Origin of the sequence: Acidaminococcus sp. CAG:542 (genome assembly GCF_000437815.1) — a bacterium.
GTDB lineage: Bacteria > Bacillota > Negativicutes > Acidaminococcales > Acidaminococcaceae > Acidaminococcus.
In genome coordinates this window covers 10,088-28,392 of record NZ_FR902079.1, presented here as the reverse complement: position 1 = coordinate 28,392, position 18,305 = coordinate 10,088, and the positions used below count along the sequence as shown (strand labels likewise).

General features: G+C 58.4%; 15 protein-coding genes. 12 read left to right on the top strand and 3 right to left on the bottom strand.

The annotated features are described in order from the left end of the window. Positions 1-1,458 (top strand): capsule assembly Wzi family protein (locus tag QVO43_RS06550; RefSeq protein ID WP_288174650.1); only part of this gene is annotated, 1,458 nt, incomplete at its 5' end. Positions 1,459-1,930: 472 nt separating this feature from the next. Then, entirely contained in the window at positions 1,931-3,367 is a 1,437-nt protein-coding gene (locus QVO43_RS06545) for a glucose-6-phosphate isomerase (protein ID WP_022487741.1), read from the top strand. Between the two features lie 30 nt (positions 3,368-3,397). Here the strand turns inward: QVO43_RS06545 and QVO43_RS06540 are convergent, their stop codons facing one another. Further along, positions 3,398-4,192, bottom strand: a complete 795-nt coding sequence (locus QVO43_RS06540) for a transglycosylase domain-containing protein (protein ID WP_022487740.1) — start codon at positions 4,190-4,192, stop codon at positions 3,398-3,400. Between the two features lie 324 nt (positions 4,193-4,516). Between QVO43_RS06540 and argB the strand changes: the two genes are divergently transcribed. From argB to argH, 5 genes are read left to right on the top strand one after another with little or no spacing between them, the layout of a single operon-like run. Continuing rightward, positions 4,517-5,404: an acetylglutamate kinase gene (gene argB, locus QVO43_RS06535; RefSeq protein ID WP_022487739.1), complete on the top strand. Its 888-nt coding sequence runs from the start codon at positions 4,517-4,519 to the stop codon at positions 5,402-5,404. An 18-nt stretch (positions 5,405-5,422) separates the two neighbouring features. After that, positions 5,423-6,613: an aspartate aminotransferase family protein gene (locus tag QVO43_RS06530; protein WP_022487738.1), complete on the top strand. Its 1,191-nt coding sequence runs from the start codon at positions 5,423-5,425 to the stop codon at positions 6,611-6,613. Positions 6,614-6,631: 18 nt separating this feature from the next. Continuing rightward, complete coding sequence (gene argF / locus QVO43_RS06525) at positions 6,632-7,573, top strand: ornithine carbamoyltransferase (RefSeq protein ID WP_022487737.1); 942 nt, start codon at positions 6,632-6,634, stop codon at positions 7,571-7,573. A gap of 36 nt (positions 7,574-7,609) precedes the next feature. Further along, positions 7,610-8,830, top strand: a complete 1,221-nt coding sequence (locus QVO43_RS06520; RefSeq protein WP_022487736.1) for an argininosuccinate synthase — start codon at positions 7,610-7,612, stop codon at positions 8,828-8,830. Beyond that, positions 8,830-10,248, top strand: coding sequence for an argininosuccinate lyase (gene argH, locus QVO43_RS06515; RefSeq protein ID WP_022487735.1), 1,419 nt, complete (start codon positions 8,830-8,832; stop codon positions 10,246-10,248). The genes QVO43_RS06520 and argH overlap by 1 nt, the downstream gene beginning before the upstream one ends. 37 nt (positions 10,249-10,285) lie before the next feature. Here argH and QVO43_RS06510 read toward each other — a convergent pair whose 3' ends face one another. Next, positions 10,286-11,542, bottom strand: coding sequence for a M20 metallopeptidase family protein (locus QVO43_RS06510; RefSeq protein WP_022487734.1), 1,257 nt, complete (start codon positions 11,540-11,542; stop codon positions 10,286-10,288). A 162-nt stretch (positions 11,543-11,704) separates the two neighbouring features. On the opposite strand from QVO43_RS06510, the gene cdaA reads away from it, so the two are divergent. From cdaA to QVO43_RS06485, 5 genes are all read left to right on the top strand, one after another. Continuing rightward, positions 11,705-12,574 (top strand): diadenylate cyclase CdaA, encoded by an 870-nt coding sequence (gene cdaA / locus QVO43_RS06505; RefSeq protein WP_022487733.1) that lies wholly within the window; start codon positions 11,705-11,707, stop codon positions 12,572-12,574. Further along, positions 12,561-13,532: a CdaR family protein gene (locus QVO43_RS06500; RefSeq protein WP_022487732.1), complete on the top strand. Its 972-nt coding sequence runs from the start codon at positions 12,561-12,563 to the stop codon at positions 13,530-13,532. Before cdaA ends, QVO43_RS06500 begins: the two co-directional genes overlap by 14 nt. Further along, positions 13,498-15,132 carry an NAD(P)/FAD-dependent oxidoreductase gene (locus tag QVO43_RS06495; RefSeq protein ID WP_022487731.1) on the top strand — a complete coding sequence of 545 codons (1,635 nt, stop codon included), beginning with the start codon at positions 13,498-13,500 and terminating at the stop codon, positions 15,130-15,132. Before QVO43_RS06500 ends, QVO43_RS06495 begins: the two co-directional genes overlap by 35 nt. A 531-nt stretch (positions 15,133-15,663) precedes the next feature. After that, the gene (locus tag QVO43_RS06490; protein WP_022487730.1) at positions 15,664-16,593 is read left to right on the top strand and encodes a manganese-dependent inorganic pyrophosphatase; all 930 of its coding nucleotides are present in this window, start codon (positions 15,664-15,666) and stop codon (positions 16,591-16,593) included. A 187-nt stretch (positions 16,594-16,780) separates the two neighbouring features. Further along, positions 16,781-17,980 (top strand): NADP-dependent isocitrate dehydrogenase, encoded by a 1,200-nt coding sequence (locus QVO43_RS06485; RefSeq protein ID WP_022487729.1) that lies wholly within the window; start codon positions 16,781-16,783, stop codon positions 17,978-17,980. A gap of 32 nt (positions 17,981-18,012) precedes the next feature. Here the strand turns inward: QVO43_RS06485 and QVO43_RS06480 are convergent, their stop codons facing one another. After that, the gene (locus QVO43_RS06480) at positions 18,013-18,243 is read right to left on the bottom strand and encodes a hypothetical protein (RefSeq protein ID WP_022487728.1); all 231 of its coding nucleotides are present in this window, start codon (positions 18,241-18,243) and stop codon (positions 18,013-18,015) included. Positions 18,244-18,305: the final 62 nt, after the last annotated feature.

Here is an 18,305-nt window from a genome sequence, read left to right as displayed (position 1 = left end):
CCGGGGACGGCGCTGGCTCAGGTGGCGGCCAATGTGCCGGTGGACAGCCGGTATTATGAGACCATTGATAAACTTTCGGGGATGGGGTACCTGTCTTCGCTGCCCAACGGGGCCCGGCCCTACAGCCGTCTCCAGATGGCCCAATGGGCCCTGGAAGCGAAGGAAAAGGCGGCGGAGAAGCCTCTTCCCGGGTACCTGGAGGCGGATCTGGCGGATCTGGAATCTTATGTGGCGCCGGAGGTGGCGGCCCTCCAGGGCAGCGGCACCGGCGGGGACGGGTTCCGGCTCCGCTCTTTCCAGGTGGGAACCGGGTATCTCCATGGGGACAGATTCTCCTACCGGGACAGCCGGACGGCCAGTGAATGGGCTCCGTTTGCCGGGACCAACGGCCACAAAAAGGGACGGAACGGCAGTGTGGCCGGGGAAGTGGAGGCGTCCGGGAACCTGGGCCATGAGGTGGCCCTGGGGATCCGGGGCCGGGCGTCCTGGGACAAGGACAATGAAGGCACGGCCAGCCTGGAGGAAGCCTATGTGAAGACCCGGACTGGGGCCTGGGCCTGGGAACTGGGCCGGCAGGCCATGACCTGGGGACAGGGGGCCAGTGGCCATCTGCTGCTGGGGAACGGGATGAAGCCTCTTACCACTCTCCAGGCCCATCTGAATGAACCCATCCAGGCCGGGGGCTTCCTGAAGTTCCTGGGCCAGGTGGATTTCCATGCCTTTTACGGCCGTCTGGACGGGGACCGGGCGGAGGATGCGGCCCGGTGGGGCCGGAAGGATTACAACCATCCTGGGCTTTTGGGGCTGCGGCTGGATGTGACTCCCACCCGGTGGCTGACCTTGGGGGCTTCCCGGATCTCCATGCTGGGCGGGGATGAAAACGGTCTTTCTTCTCACGACTGGGGGAAATGGATTTACGGCCACAATGCGGACAGCCAGGACAAATGGGACGATATCGGAGGCTTCGACTTCCGGCTGCGGCTGCCCGGGATCCAGTTCTACGGAGAGATGTACGGGGAGGACCAGGCCCACGGACTGCCCTCGGACTGGGGCTGGCGGGGCGGAGTGTACCTGCCTCAGCTGACCCGGGACGGATCCTGGGATCTGGTGGCGGAAATGGCCCACACCAACAAGGACTGGTACGTCCATGGCACCTATCAGGACGGCTGGACCTACAGCGGGGACATGCTGGGGGACTGGATGGGCAATGACGCCCGGAAGTACTATGCCCGGGTGAACCATTATTTCCCGGGAGCGGACCGGCTGGGGCTGTACTACCAGCGGACGGAGAAGGACCGGGGCAGTGACGGGCCGGTGATCCAGGAAACCGGGCTTACGGGACGGAAGAAGCTGAAGGACGCGGTGTATCTCAACGGGACGCTGGGGTATGCCTCCATCAAACAGGGGACAAAGGACCATGCGCTGTTTGCCGGTGCGGAGGTAGAGTGGAATTTATAGGCAAGTGAAGAGTGAAGAGCAGGCCTCTGGCCGAGGGGGCATCTCACGTCTTACGCGGTCGGAGAGCATCTGCCGGAGGCAGATGCTCTTGAAGGAGAACGCAGCCGGGGGCTGCTAACCCACCACCATTGCGCAAGCGCAATGGTCCTCCGCCCTTGCAAAGGGCGGATATATGTGGGTGGGGTCGGATGTTGGATACAACGGTCACAGGAACGGTGTCTACGAGAAACCCGTTTCTGTGATTTCTCGTTGGATCTGTGATACCAAAACGACTCACGATGAACGATTTTTCTATTGTCTTGTCATTTGTCTGCTATGGAATAAACCCGGTTCATTTAAACAAACGGAATATTCGGAATCGTTAAAAAATAACCACTTGCTGTACATTTTTTGTTGCACTTCTTTTGCAAAGATGGTATGATATTTTACATAAACTGTCATAACTTTACAGATGAAGGAGCAGTTGATACCCATGCAGCAGACAATTGTTTTACCATCGGGATTTTCTTTTGATGTGACCAACATGCTGGGCGAAGGCCGGATCCAGCCGGCGGAAGTGGAGGCACTGGCTCCCCGGATCCGGCAGGCGGCGGAAGGGGTGGACAAGATCCGGAAGGAAGGACGGGCCAAAAACCATCTTTCCAAGGATGGGACTCCGGAACCGGTACTGTTTCCCCGGCTGCCTTACCCGGGACCGGATTCTCCCAACACCCCGGAACTGCTCCAGGAACTGAAGGAATTCGGGGAACAGGTCCGGGAAAAGCAGGATGCGGTGGTATTCTGCGGCGTTGGCGGCTCCTATCTGGGGGGCAAGGTGCTGGCGGACTGCTGCGCCAGCAGCTATTGGCACCGTCATCTGGACCCTATGCCTGCCGTGTTCTTCGGGGGCAACAATGTGGATCCGGAAGATGCGGACAACATCCGGGACGGGCTGGTGAAACTGGCGGACAAATGCCGGAAGGACCTGGACCGTCCGTTGCGGGTGCTGTTGGTGCCCATTTCCAAATCCGGCACCACTTTGGAACCTACCGCTGCTTTCCTTCATTATTACAGCTTCCTGACAGGTGAGGAAAGCCTGTTCCAGGTGAGCTGTGCCGTGGTTACGGACAAGCGGATGGAAAAGGGGCCCCTGAACCGGCTGGCCCGGAAGTACGGCTGGTCCATGTTCGACGTGCCCAACGGGGTGGGGGGACGGTTCAGCGTCCTGTCCACACCGGGCCTTGTGGTGGGGGCCGTCCTGGGCATGGACCTGGAGGAACTGCTGCGGGGTGCCCGGGAGATGGACCAGGCCTGCCAGGGCAGTGACCTGGACACCAACCCGGCTCTCCTGAATGCGGTGCTGAAGTACCTGGGGGCTAAAAACCACGGGGCAGTGATGGAAGTGATCATGCCCTACAGCCTGCGGCTGAAGGCGCTGGGAGAATGGTATGTGCAGCTGTTGGCGGAATCCCTGGGGAAACGGAAGGACCGGGACGGGAACACGGTGTTCTACGGACGGACGCCGGTGGTGGCCATCGGCACCACGGATATGCATTCCCAGACCCAGCTCCACCAGGACGGGCGCCGGGACAAGGCGGTCCAGTTCCTGTTTGTGGACAGCGAGAAAGGGCGGGTCCATATCCGGAATCCCTTCCCGGAAATCACGGAATATGACAAGTATGAGGGGCTGGATATGGGACAGGCCCTGGAAGTGGCCATGGAATCCAACGAAGAGGCCCTGGCCAGTGACCAGCGGCTGAACGCCCTGTACCGGCTGCCGGATGTAAATGAATACATGCTGGGCCATTTGTTCTACTTCCTGATGCTGAGCATCGCTTACGAAGGGGAACTGGCCAATGTGGATGCCTACGATCAGCCGGGTGTGGAAATCTACAAGCGGCTGATGGGGGAAAAGTTGAAGAAGAGATAAACAAGGGGTGCCGCCCAGCGGCACCCCTTTTCATTTCCCTATTCCCAAAGGTTCGTTCAATGCGTCTTCCAGCTGCTCCGGGGTGATCATGTCCTGTTCTGCCATCCGGTTCAGCACCAGGTTCCGGCGCTTTTTGCTGCCTTGCCAGTTGGCGTAGGGGTTCAGGGCGGTGGGGGCATAGGGGAGACCGGCCAGGGTGGCGGCCTGGGGCAGGCTCAGGTCTTTGGGCTTTTTGCCGAAGTATACCTGGGAAGCCTGCTTCACCCCGGTGGCACCGGACCCCAGGAAGGTGGTGTTCAGGTACATTTCCAGGATTTCCTCCTTGCTGCACCGGGCTTCCACCAACAGGGCCAGGGCCGCTTCCGCCGCTTTCCGCTTCACCGACTGGTCGGAAGTGAGCAGCAGGTTCTTCACCAGCTGCTGGGTGATGGTGCTGGCTCCTTCCACCACTTCGTCGTTCTGGATGTTCACCAGGGTGGCCCGGATGATCCCGTCAGGATCCACCCCGTGGTGGGAGTAGAACCGTTTGTCTTCCACCGCCACCTGGGCCTTGGGCAGCCAGGGGGACATCTGCTTCAGAGGCACCCAGTCTTCCCGGGGGATCCGGCTGTGGGCGATTTCCCGGATGTGCCACCCTTCCCACACCAGCTGGAGGGAACTAGGAAGTTCTTCCGGGGGCCGGGGGGTGCCGGCGGGGAAGGTCCGGGTCTCCTGGGAGGCAGGACGGGCCGGCCCGCCCACTTTTTCATGGATGGTGTCCGGCCGGGTCATGTGCCAGCACAGGGCCCCCGCCAGGATCACCAGGATGCACAACAGTTTCCGCATACGCATGTTCCCCCTTTTTACTCCTTCCATTGTAATGGATATGGCGGGAAAAATCCAATGGAATCGGGTTCACAAAATTGTACGGTCTTTTTGGAAAAAAGGTGGCTGTAAGACTCTCTTTCGTACTATAATGAAGACACATATCAGGACATGGCCTGCTCTGGAAAAAGTTGTGAAAAAGAGTTGCAAATTTATACATTAAAGCGTATAATAATGCGACATAAGGCAGGGATGGAAGGCGTGTCCTGATAAAGCGTATTCTATATGGTTCCGGATTCCGGACAAAAATCCCAAATACCTGAATTTGGATTAGGAGGAAATGCAATGCAGATCAAGAATAACGAAATGAACATATTAGTTGAAGCACTGCCATATTTAAGCGCTTTCAAGGGCAAAACAGTGGTCGTGAAATATGGCGGCAATGCCATGCTCAACGATGATCTGAAGAATAAAGTCCTGGAGGACATCGTCTTTCTCCGCTTCGCCGGCATGCGTCCGGTGGTGGTCCACGGCGGCGGTCCGGAAATCACTGCCATGCTCAAGGCCGCCGGGAAGAAATCTGAATTCGTCAGCGGCCTCCGGGTCACCGACAAGGAAACGGTGGAAATCGCCGAACTGGCCCTGGTGGGGAAGACCAACACGGATCTGGTCCGCCGGCTGAACGTCCTGGGGGGCAAGGCCGTAGGCCTCAACGGCAAGGACGCCAAACTCATCGAAGCCCGGAAGCATCTGGCGGATGTGTATGAAAACGGCCAAGTGAACCTGGTGGACATCGGTTATGTGGGCACGGTGGAAAAGGTGAACACGGACCTGATCAACCTGCTGCTGGCCAACGACTACATCCCGGTGATCGCTCCCACAGGCATCGGCCCTGACGGGGAAACCTACAACATCAACGCGGACAGCGTGGCCGGGGAAGTGGCCGGTGCCCTGAAAGCGGAAAAACTGCTGATGCTCACCGACGTAAAGGGCATCTACGAGGACCACAAGGACGAAAGCACCTTCCTGTCCACCCTGACCTTCGAAAAGGCTCAGGAACTGATCGTGAAGGGCAGCATCGACGGGGGTATGATCCCCAAGGTGAAGGCCTGCATCTCCGCCCTCAGCGGCGGGGCGGTGAAGACCCACATCATCGACGGGCGCCAGGAACACTCCATTCTCCAGGAAATCTTCTCCGACGAGGGTGTGGGTACGGAAGTCGTAAGAGACTGAAGGAGGAAGAGCGATACAATGGATACCAAAGAAATCATGGAAACCACTGATAAATATTATCTCCCGGTGTTCGGCCGGAGCCCCATTGCGCTGGACCACGGGGAAGGGGTTTACCTGTATGATACGGACGGGAATAAATACACGGATTTCCTGGCCGGGATCGCGGTGAATGCCCTGGGCTACGCTTATCCTCCTCTGGTGAAGGCGGTCAGTGAACAGGCAGCCAAGATCATGCACGGGTCCAACCTGTTCTATTATGAAATCCAGGCCAAAGCCGCCAGGCAGCTGTGCGAAGTCACCGGGTTCGACCGGGTGTTCTTCTGCAACAGCGGGGCGGAAGCCAACGAAGGGGCCATTAAACTGGCCCGGAAATACGGGAACAGCAAGGACCCGAAAAAGTTCAAGATCGTCACTGCCAAGGATTCCTTCCACGGCCGGACCATGGAGACCCTTACCGCCACCGGTCAGGATCATTACCATGAAGGGCTGAATCCTCTGCCGGAAGGGTTCATCTACGTGCCCTTCGGGGATACGGAAGCCCTGGAAAAGGTCATGGATGACCAGGTGTGCGGGGTGCTCCTGGAACCGATCCAGGGCGAAGGGGGCGTCCATGTGCCTCCTACCGGCTATCTGGAAAAGGTGAAGGAACTGTGCGAAAAGCACGATGCCCTGCTGATCTTCGATGAGATCCAGACCGGGGTGTGCCGGACCGGGTACTGGTTCGCCTGGATGCACAGCGGGGTGAAACCGGACATCATGACCCTGGCCAAAGCCATCGGCGGCGGCTTCCCCATGGGGGCTTTCGTGGTCCAGGAAAGACTGGCCCATGTGTTCGCACCCGGGGACCACGGTTCCACCTTTGGGGGCAACGCCCTGTCCTGCGCGTCCTGCTATGCAGCCATCAAGGCCATGAAGGACCTGGAACTGGACAAAAAGGCGGCGGAAGCCGGGGCCTATTTCAAGAAGGGCCTGGAAGGACTGAAAGCCAAGTATCCGGATAAGGTAAAAGACGTCCGGGGCCTGGGACTGATCCTGGGGCTGGAACTGGCCAAACCGGGTGCCAGCCTGGTACAGGGAGCCCTGAAGAAAGGGTTCATCATCAACTGCACCGCCGGGAACGTGCTGCGGTTCGTGCCGCCGCTGATCATCGGTGAAAAAGATATCGACGCACTGCTGAAGGGACTGGATGAGCTTCTGGCAGAATTCTGATAAAAAAGAAGGTATACTATGGCTTTGAGAAACAAGGATTTGATTTCCATCCATGATCTGTCGGTGGGGGAAGTGGCCACCATCCTGGATGTGAGCAGAAAACTGAAGAAAAAACAGAAGCTGGGAGAACCCCATGAATACCTGAAGGGGAAAACCCTGGCCATGATCTTTTCCAAGGCGTCCACCCGGACCCGGGTCTCTTTTGAAACCGGGTTCCATCAACTGGGGGGCCATCCCATCTACATGAGCGAAGCCACTTCCCAGATCGGCCGGGGGGAACCGGTAAAGGACACCGCCCGGGTGCTGTCCCGGTTCGTGGACGGGATCATGATCCGCACCTTCTCCCATGAAGCGGTGAAGGAACTGGCGGACTACGCCACGGTGCCGGTGATCAACGGGCTCACGGATCTGCTCCATCCCTGCCAGGCCCTGACGGACATGTTCACCATCCTGGAATACAAGGATGTGCTGAAGGGACGGAAGCTGGTGTATGTGGGAGACGGGAACAACATGGCTCATTCCCTTATGTTCGCCTGCGCCAAGGTGGGCATGAACATGGTCTGCGCCAGCCCCAAAGGCTACCAGCCGGATCCTCACATCGTGGCCCAGGCCAAGATGGATGCGGCCATTACCGGATGCACCATCACCGTCCAGGAAGACATGGAAGACGCGGCCAAGGGAGCGGATGTGCTCTATACGGATGTGTGGGCCAGCATGGGGGAAGAAGCCCAGCGGGAAGAACGGAAAAAGGCCCTCCACGACTACCAGATCAACCAGCATCTGCTGGACCTGGCCCGTCCGGACGCCATGGTGCTCCACTGCCTGCCCGCCCACCGGGGGGAGGAAATCACCGACGATGTAATCGAAGGACCTCACTCTGCAGTGTTCGACGAGGCGGAAAACCGACTCCATGTGCAGAAAGCCATTATGGCCTTGCTGATGAGCGACGCGGTGCTGTAAAATAAAAAGATAGAACGAATAAAGGAGAGACGTACAATGGATAAAAAAGACATCAAAAAAGTAGTCCTGGCCTATTCCGGCGGTCTGGATACTTCCTGCATCATTCCCTGGCTGAAGGAAAACTACAACAACTGTGAAGTGATCACGGTGACTGCAGACATCGGGCAGGGGGAAGAAGTGGCTCCCGTCCATGACAAAGCCATTAAATCCGGTGCCAGCAAGGCCTATATCCTGGACCTGCGGGATGAATTCCTGAGAGAATACGCCTGGCCCATGGTGAAGTCCGGTGCCGTCTATGAAAAGAAATACCTGCTGGGCACCTCCATTGCACGGCCCATCATCGCCAAATATCTGGTGGACATCGCCCTGAAGGAAGGGGCGGACGCCATTGCCCACGGGGCTACCGGCAAGGGCAACGACCAGGTCCGGTTCGAACTGGGCATCAAGGCCCTGGCTCCCCAGCTGAAAGTCATCGCTCCCTGGAGAGAATGGCAGATCAAATCCCGGGATGACGCCATCGACTACGCTGCCGCCCACAATATCCCGGTCCCTGTGACCAAGAAAAAAGACTACAGCATGGACCGGAACATCTGGCACCTGTCCCACGAAGGCAGCGACCTGGAAGATCCCTCCAACGAACCCAAATCTGAAATCTACATCATGAGCCAGACTCCGGAAGCCGCTCCGGACAAGGATGAATACCTGACCCTGGACTTTGAACAGGGGGTTCCTGTGGCCGTCAACGGCAAGAAGATGGAACCGGTGGAAATGATGGAAACCCTGAATGAAATCGGCAAACGGAACGGCATCGGCATTGCCGACATGGTGGAAAACCGGCTGGTGGGCATGAAGGACCGTGGGGTTTACGAAACTCCTGGTGGCACCATCATCTACTACGCCCACAACGAACTGGAAAACCTGTGTCTGGACCGGGCCACCTACAACTACAAGGAACAAATCGGCATCCGGTATGCGGAACTGGTTTACGACGGCATGTGGTTCTCTCCTCTGCGGGAAGCCCTCCAGGCCTTTGTGGATGAAACCCAGAAGACCGTCACCGGTACCGTGAAGATGAAGCTGTACAAAGGCAACATCATCTCCGCCGGCACCACCAGCCCCTATTCCCTGTACAGCAAGGAATACGTCACCTTCGGGGAAGACGAAGTGTACAACCAGGCTGATGCCCAGGGCTTCATCAACCTGTTCGGGCTGCCTCTTACGGTAAGAGCCCTCATGAAACAGGGGAAACTGAAATAATGAGCAAGACGAAACTGTGGGGAGGCCGGTTCAGCAAGGACACCAACGCCCTGGTGGATGCCTTCAACGCCTCCATCGATTACGACAAACGGCTGTACCATGAGGACATTCGGGGGAGCATCGCCCATGCCCACATGCTGGCCAAGGTGGGGATCATCAGCCAGGAAGACGCCGCAGCCATCGAAAAAGGGCTGAAGGAGATCCTGGGAGAGATCCAGGCCGGGAAATTCAACTTCAGCACGGAGCTGGAAGACATCCACATGAACATCGAGGCGGCCCTGACGGAAAAGATCGGGGACGCCGGGGCCCGGCTCCATACGGCCCGGAGCCGGAACGACCAGGTGGCCCTGGACATGCACATGTACATGAAACGGGAAGTCACCGAGATCATGGAGCTTTTGATCGCCTTTGAGGAAGCCCTGCTGACCATGGCGGAAAAGCACCTGAAGACCCTGATGCCCGGGTATACCCATCTCCAGCGGGCTCAGCCCATTACCTTTGCTCATCACATGCTGGCCTACTTCAACATGCTCCGCCGGGATTTCCGCCGGCTCCAGGGAGTGTGGGACGGGGCGGACATCATGCCTCTGGGGGCCGGTGCCGTGGCCGGGACCACCCTGCCCATCGACCGGTTCCAGGTGGCGGAAGAGCTCCATTTCTCCCATGTATACGGGAACAGCATGGATGCGGTCAGCGATCGGGATTATGTGCTGGAATTCCTCAGCTTTGCTTCCCTTCTCATGATGCATCTGTCCCGTCTCAGCGAGGAAATGTGCTTGTGGTCTTCCACGGAATTCGGGTTCATCGAGCTGGACGACGCTTTTGCCACTGGTTCTTCCATGATGCCTCAGAAGAAGAATCCGGACATCTCTGAACTGGTCCGGGGGAAGACCGGCCGGGTGTACGGCCACTTGACCGCCCTTCTGACCACCCTCAAAGGGCTGCCCCTGGCTTACAACAAGGACCTCCAGGAAGACAAGGAAGGGTTCTTCGATGCCATCGACACGGTGAAGTTCTCCCTCCAGGTGTACCGGGACATGATCCTCACCACCAAGGTCAACGAGGAAAAGATGGCGGAAGCGGTCCACAAGGACTATTCCAACGCCACGGACCTGGCGGACTACCTGGTGCGGAAGGGGATGCCCTTCCGGAAGGCCCACGGGGTAGTGGGGAAGGCGGTGGCCAAGGCCATTGCCGAACACAAGCTGCTGGGTCAGCTGACACTGGAAGAATACAAGGAAATGTGTCCTCTCTTCGAGGCGGACCTTTTGGAATGCCTGAAACCGGAAAACTGCGTGGCAGCCCGGACCAGCTACGGCGGCCCTGCTCCCCAGAACAACGCCGAACAGGTGAAAATGGGAAAAGAAGCGGTGGAAGAGCAGAAGAAAGTGCTGGAAGAATTGAAAGAACGGATATAAGAAAAAAGGGGTGCTGCACATTGCGTGCAGCACCCCTTTATACGTTCCGTTTTGCCAGGCGCTCTACGGGTTCCGGGTTGGGGGTGAACTGGGGGTCGAAGTCTGTGTTCAAAAAGGCCAGGGCGTAGGCCACTCCCATGGCGGCACCAGTGGTGAGACCGGTTTCATCCATGTCGAATTCCGGGGTGTGGTGGTTGGCCCCGCAGCCTTTTTCCGGGTTGGCGATGCCGGTGAAGGCCAGGACTCCCGGATATTCCTGGAGGAACAGGGCGAAGGATTCCGAGGCCATCCAGGGCTGGGGATCCTGAAGGGCATCCGGTCCCAGGGCGTCCGCCACCGCCTTCCGGCCCAACTGGGCGCAGGCCGTATTGTTCCGGGCTTCGAACAGGGCTTCGGGCATGTGCAGGATTTCCCCTTCACAGCCGTAAATATCAGCGTTGGCGGCCAGGGCCTTCTTCAGGAAGTCCTCAAAGGGCTTCCCGGCCTTCTGGTAGTTGAAGAACCGGGCGGTGCCTCCGAAGGTCAGGTCTTCCGGGATCACATTGTACTTTTCTCCGCTGTGGACGAACCCCAGGGAGAAGGTGAGGCATTCAAAGGGATCCACCTTCCGCTGGCGGAATTCGTTCAGCTGCTGGTACAGGGCGGCAAAGCAGTCCATAGGATTGTTGGCCAGGTCCGGCCGGGCTCCGTGGCCGAAGGTCCCCTTCAGCCGGATCACAAAGGAACAGCCGCCTCCCATGACCGCCCCGGGGGTGATGGACACTTTCCCTGCCGGCAGGTCCCACCGCACATGGGTGGCGTAGCAGCCGTCGATGGTGAGGCCGGATTCCTTCACAATATAGGGCAGCAGGTTCTGGATGTCTCCGCTTTCTTCTTCTCCCCGTTCAAAGCACAGCACCACTTTCCCGGCAAAGGCTTCCTTGTGGGAAACCAGGATCCGGGCGGCGGTAAGCAGCATGGCCATGTGGCCGTCGTGGCCGCAGGCATGGGACACCCCGGGCACCTGGGAAAGGCAGACTTTGGGACCTTTCAGATTTTCCGGACTTTCGGCAATGGGGAGAGCGTCGGTGTCCGCCCGCATGAGCAGGGTCTTTCCGGGCTTTCCGCTGTCGATGATCCCCAGAAGCCCTCCGTCAGGGACGTTGATGGTGGGAATCCCCAGGTCCTTCAGGTAGGCTTCCAAAAAAGCGATGGTGTTCACTTCCCGGCAGCTGAGCTCCGGGTTTTCATGGAAATGGCGGCGGAGGCGGAGGGTTTCAGGAAATTCCGCCTGGGCCAGGGCAAGGATATTCATAAGCAGATTCCTTTCTACAGCAGATTGTGAAAATGGGATTTTCCTTCAGTATACCACGGATGATTGTCATTTTTTCGTCTTCAGCGTATAATTATAATATTGTATTGAAGTGGATTTCTGTACCCATGAAGATAGAGAAATTGGCGGTAAGGAGGATGAAGTATGGGAGGACATGTAATTGGCCTGATCCACACCGTGACCATGCTGGATGTAATCGACATCCTGGTGGTGGCGTTTTTTCTCAATAAACTGTACCAGATGCTGAAGAACACCCGGGCGGCGTCCCTGGTGAAAGGGCTGTTGATGCTGCTGGCGATCATGCTGATCAGCAAGTGGCTGAATCTGTATGTGATCAACTGGATCCTGGAAAAATTCATGACCGTGGTGATGATCGCCCTGCCGGTGGTGTTCCAGCCGGAACTCCGCCGGGCCCTGGAGCAGATCGGCCGGGGGAAACTGTTCCGCCGGAGCACGGTGCTCAACGAAATGCAGGTGGAGAACATGCTGGAAGCGGTGGCCACCACTGCCGACGACCTGAGCCGGAACAAGATCGGGGCACTCATGGTGTTCGAGCGGGAAACCGGGCTGGATGACTACATCGAAACCGGGATCCCCATTGACGGGCTGATCAGTACGGCCCTGTTCGAGAACATCTTCATCCCCAACACCCCCCTCCACGACGGGGCGGTGATCATCCGGGGAGACCGGATCGCAGCGGCCAGCTGCCTTTTGCCCTTGACGGAAGCCCGGAACCTGAGCCAGGAACTGGGGACCCGGCACCGGGCGGCCATCGGCCTTTCCGAACAGACCGATGCCCTGATCCTGGTGGTCAGCGAAGAAACCGGGACCATTTCCCTGGCCCGGGGGGGCGCCCTCCAGCGGTACCTGACCCACCGGGATGTGAAGGACCTGCTGCGGCCGGTGATGAAGACTCCCATGCTGAACTGGAAGGATACCATCCTGGCCAAACTGGGGAAGAAACATGCCCCGTCCGACGACCAGAAAGGAGGCAGCGGCCATGGTGAAAAATAACCAGACCCCCAACCGGAATTCCTGGCTGGTGCGGATCATGTCCGTGGTCTGTGCCTGCATCCTGTGGGTGTATGTGATGAACGAACAGAACCCCATCACCACCAAGACCTTCCAGGTGCCTTTGACGGCCCAGAACCTGGCGGAAGACATGGTGGTGAAGGACCTGCCGGAAACGGTGAATGTGAAGGTCAGCGGCACCCGGTCCCAGATCGCCGTGCTCCGGGAAGGGGACGTCAAGGCCTTCATCGACTTTACCGACGCCCCCAAGGGACGGAACACCTACAACGTCCAGGCCACCACCCGGATGGGGGAAGTGGCGGAAGTGACCCCCAGCCTGCTCCAGCTGGAAACGGACTCTCTGGCGGAAAAGACCATGAACCTGGAACCCCGGATCGTAGGGGTGCCCAACAGCGGGGTCACCGTAAGCCAGATGGATCTGTCTCCCACCAAAGTGACCATCAAGGGGGCCAGCGCCCGGATCTCCCAGGTGGACAAGGTACTGGTGATGGTGGATATCAGCCATCACGACCGGAACTTCTCCACAGATGCCACAGCGGTGGCAGTGGACCGGACCGGACGGGAAATGTATGACGTGAAGGTGGTGCCCGGGAAGATCAAGACCACCGTGACCATTGTGCGCCAGCTGGGGACCAACGACTTCCCGGTGAAGGCCAACATGTCCGGACAGCTGCCGGAAGGGGTCACCTTAAAGAGCGTGAAGATCACTCCGGACAGTGTGCGGCTTACGGCGGAACCCAAGGTGCTGGGAGGCATCCGGGAAATCCTTACCGCCCCCATTGTCCTCAACAACGTGACCAGTGATGTGGAACTGAAGATGCCTCTCCAGATCCCGGATCAGGTGCTGGCGGACCAGCACAGCGTCATTGTGGAAATTACCTTGCAGAAAGGAACGGAAAAGCAGGATGGCAGCAAAGCCGACGGAAATCAGAATCAATAACCTGCGGGTGGGGCTGGACAGCCGCCATTCCCTGGTGCAGATCGTAGGAAAGAAATACCATTTGCCGGAAAAAGCCCTCCGGCAGGTGGAAGTGGTCCGGAAGGCAGTGGATGCCCGGCGGAAAAGCAATATCTGCCTGGTATACCATGTGAAGGCCACGGTGGATGTACCCACAGGGGTGCTCCAGAAGCTCCTCCGGGATCCTCAGGTGACCCTGTGGGAAGAAAAACCGGAACCCCCGGCGGTGTTCGGCACCGAAAAGCTCCAGGGCCGTCCGGTGGTGATCGGCCTGGGGCCGGCAGGCCTTGTGGCGGCTCTGGAACTGGCCCGGCACGGGTACGCTCCTTTGGTGGTGGAACGGGGCAGGGACCTGTCCCACCGGGTGAAGGACGTGGAACAGTTCTGGAAGACCGGGAAACTGGACCCGGTGAGCAATGTGCAGTTCGGCGCCGGAGGAGCCGGGACCTTTTCTGACGGGAAGCTGACCACCCGGGTCAACGACCCCATTATGGGCCACCTGCTCCGGACTTTTGTGGAAGCCGGGGCGCCCAAAGAGATCCTGACGGAACAGAAGCCCCACGTGGGCACGGACAAGCTGCGGCTTATGGTCACCGGGCTTATCAGCCGGATCAAAAAGGCCGGGGGCCAGATCCGGTATGAGACCCAGGTGACGGACTTCCGGGTGGATCCGGAACAGGGCCTTACGGCGGTGGAACTGAACGGGAAAGAATGGGTGGCCACCAACGGGGTGATCCTGGCCTGCGGCCACAGTGCCCGGGACACCTATGAAACCCTGCTGAAACGGTCCGTGCATCTGGAGGCCAAGGCCTTTGCAGTGGGGGTGCGGATCGAGCACGAACAGGCTCTCATCAACCGGGCCCAGTACGGGAAGTTCGCCAATCATCCCCAGCTGGGGGCGGCGGATTATGCCCTGATCTTCCATGACAAGGAAACGGGCCGGGCGGTGTATTCCTTCTGCATGTGCCCGGGAGGCCAGGTGGTGGCCTCTGCTTCGGAACAGGGGGGACTGGTGGTGAACGGCATGAGCCCCTTCAAACGGGATACGGGGCTGGCCAACAGCGCCCTGGTGGTCAGCGTGGACCCGGGGGATTTCCCGGCCGGTCCTTTGGGAGGCATGGAATTCCAGCGGAAGTACGAACACCTGGCCTGGAAGGTGAGCCGGGATTACCGGGCCCCGGCCCAGACCAGCCGGAGCTTCCTGGAACGGACTGCTCCGGACCTGAAGGTGAAGTTCCGTCCCAGCTACCGGCCGGGCCTTGTGCCGGCGGACCTGCGGAAGATTTTGCCGGACTTTGTGACGGAATCCCTGGAACATGGGCTGCGGGATTTTGAACGGAAGCTGCCCGGGTTCAGCACCCAGGGGCTGATGATCGGGGTGGAGACCCGGACTTCGGCTCCGGTGCGGATCCTCCGGGGAGAGGACGGCCAGTCGGTGAACTGCCGGGGGCTGTACCCCACCGGAGAAGGGGCCGGCTACGCCGGCGGCATCATGAGCGCCGCCATGGACGGGTACCATCAGGCCAGAAGGCTGATGGGGAGGTTTGGGGTACCCGTCGGGAGTCAGAAGGCTGAAGGTTGAAACCATTGGAAGGAACCAGGCTTCCGGGTTCCTGTGAAGGGAAACGCAGCTGGCGCTGCTAACCCACCACCAGCCTGACGGCTGGGGAACCGCAGCTGGCGCTGCTAACCCACCACCAGCCTGACGGCTGGTCCCCCGCCCTTGTAAAGGGCGGATATCCGCTGGGGCCTCGACAGTTATACAGTCCGCTCCCATGTGTATGGTGGATAGCCGCTGGGGGCTCGGGCTCATTGCCTAGGCGGCACCAGAGACAACAAAGGAGTGATTGGCAGGAGCATTGAACTTATATTTATAGTTTTGTTTCTGTCCGTCCCCTGAAAGGGGCGTAAGCAGGGAGCATCCGCTTTAGCGGATAGCGAGGTCGCTTATGCCGCAGCTGGGGACCGTCGCGCCTGCGCAATGGTGGTGGGTTAGCAGCCCTTGGGCTGCGTTTTCGTTCAATGCCAAAAGCCCATGGGGTTTGGCTTCCATGGGCTTTCAAAACTGTGCTATAATAAATTGATTGACAGTAATATACAAGGAGATGCTTTTATGGAAAACATCATCATCACCGGGCACAAGAACCCGGATACGGACTCCATCTGCTCTGCCCTGAGCTACACCTGGATCAAGACCCAGCTGGGGGAAAAGGTCACCGCCTGCCGGGCCGGGAAGGTGAACCCGGAAACCCAGTTTGTGCTGGACCACTGGAAAGTGGCGGCTCCGGAACTGGTGGAAAAGGTGGACGAAGGCCAGAAGATCATCCTGGTGGACCACAATGAAATGAGCCAGGCTGTGGACGGACTGGACAAGGCCAACCTGCTGGAAATCATCGACCATCACCGTCTGGGGGGTATCGTCACCGCCAATCCCCTGTTCGTCCGGATGCAGCCGGTAGGGTGCACTGCCACCATCCTGTACAATGTGGCTGTGGAAAACGGTCTGACCCTGCCCAAGGAAATCGCCGGGCTGCTGTTCTCCGCCATCAGTTCCGACACCCTGTACTTCAAGTCTCCCACCACCACGGAAAAGGACAAGGAAGCTGCCGGTGCCCTGGCCAAGATCGCGGAAATCGCTGATCCCCAGGCCTATGCCCTGGAAATGCTCCAGGCCGGTTCCGCCATCAACTCCATGAGTGCGGAAGAAATCTGCCATGGGGACATGAAGGAATTCGACTTCCCTCAGGGGAAAGTCACTGTGGCCCAGGTGAACGTGATGAACGGGGAAGCTGCCAAAGCCAAATGGCCGGAACTCCAGAAAGCCCTCCAGGCCATGGTGGACGGAGGAGAAGCGGACACCACCCTGCTGATGGTCACCGACATTATGGACGAAGTCACCGAGCTGCTGTGGGCCGGCAAGAACAAGGACATCCTGGACAAGGCCTTCGGGAAGGCTGAAGCCGACGGCCATTACCACCTGCCCAAGGTGCTGTCCCGGAAGAAACAGATCGTACCGCCTCTGACCGACGCGTTTAAGGGGTAAGAGCGTAAAGGTGCTGCACAAAAAGCGTGCAGCACCTTTTTTGTCAATGGTCAATACCACCTACCCACCTACCCATCAATATATCCTATACCGTACCCCGTTTTTTCGTATTTTTCCCTTTATCCCATCTGTGGTATGATACATACAGTACATAGAGCTGTCTTTGTTTGGGAAAGGAGAATATGATATGGCGGATAAAATCAAGATGACCACCCCTCTGGTGGAAATGGACGGGGATGAAATGACCCGGATCCTTTGGAAGATGATCAAGGATATCCTGATCCTTCCTTATGTGGATCTGAAAACGGAATATTACGACCTGGGCATGAAGCACCGGGATGATACGGACGACCAGGTGACCATCGATTCAGCCCTGGCAACGAAAAAGTACGGGGTGGCTGTGAAATGCGCCACCATTACGGCCAATGCGGCCCGGGTAAAGGAATATGGCTTGAAAAAGATGTGGGCCAGCCCCAACGGCACCATCCGGGCCATTTTGGACGGGACGGTGTTCCGGAAGCCCATTATGGTGAAGGGCATCCGGCCTCTGATCCCCACCTGGGAAAAGCCCATTACCATTGCCCGGCACGCCTACGGGGATATTTACAAGAACACGGAAATCCGGGTGGAGGGCCCGGCCAAGGCGGAACTGGTGGTTACCGGAGCGGATGGGAAGGTGACCCGCCGGACCATTATGGACTTCCAGGATGCCGGGATCGTCCAGGGAGTCTACAACACGGACCGGTCCATCAGCAATTTTGCCCGGTCCTGCTTCAACTATGCCCTGGAACAGAAGGAAGACCTGTGGTTTGCCACCAAGGACACGGTGTCCAAGATCTATGACCACCGGTTCAAGGATATTTTCCAGGATATCTACGACCGGGAATACAAGGAAAAGTTCGAAGCCGCCGGCATCGAATATTTCTACACCCTCATCGACGACGTGGTGGCCCGGGTGGTCCGGTCCAAAGGGGGCATGATCTGGGCCTGCAAGAACTACGACGGAGACGTGATGAGCGACATGATGGCCACCGCCTTCGGGAGCCTGGCCATGATGACTTCCGTGCTGGTGTCCCCGGACGGCTGCTATGAATACGAAGCGGCCCACGGCACGGTACAGCGCCACTATTATCGGTACCTGAAAGGGGAAAAGACCTCCACCAACCCGGTGGCCACCCTGTTTGCCTGGACCGGGGCCCTGCGGAAACGGGGCCAGATGGACCAGCTGCCGGCCCTGGTGGATTTTGCCGACCGGCTGGAAAAAGCCACCATCCAGACCCTTGAAGAAGGGATCATGACCGGGGATCTGGTAGCTGTATCCACCCTGCCGGATAAAAAGAAGGTCAACAGCGAAGAATTCCTGGAAGCCATCCGGGAGAGGATGTAAGGAAGGGGTGCTGCCTATGCAGCACCCCTTTTTCAATAGGCCCTTTTCCCGTACACCGGGTGTTCTGTAGGCTTCAGGGTCAGGCGCTTGGCCAGTTCCACGGCCTCTTCCAGGTGCAGGTCGGTTTTGTTCCCGTGCTCTTCGAAGATGCACATGGGGTTGTCGGCGCCGATTTCGCTGCCGGGCATATACAGGTACTGGTCGTTGTCCCGGTCGCCCAGGATGATGCCGGCACGGAGTTCTTCGGACATAATGACGGACATGATGATGTCCTCCTTTCAGGATAATCAAGGGAAGAGGGAAGGGGGGACCGGGCGGTGCATAA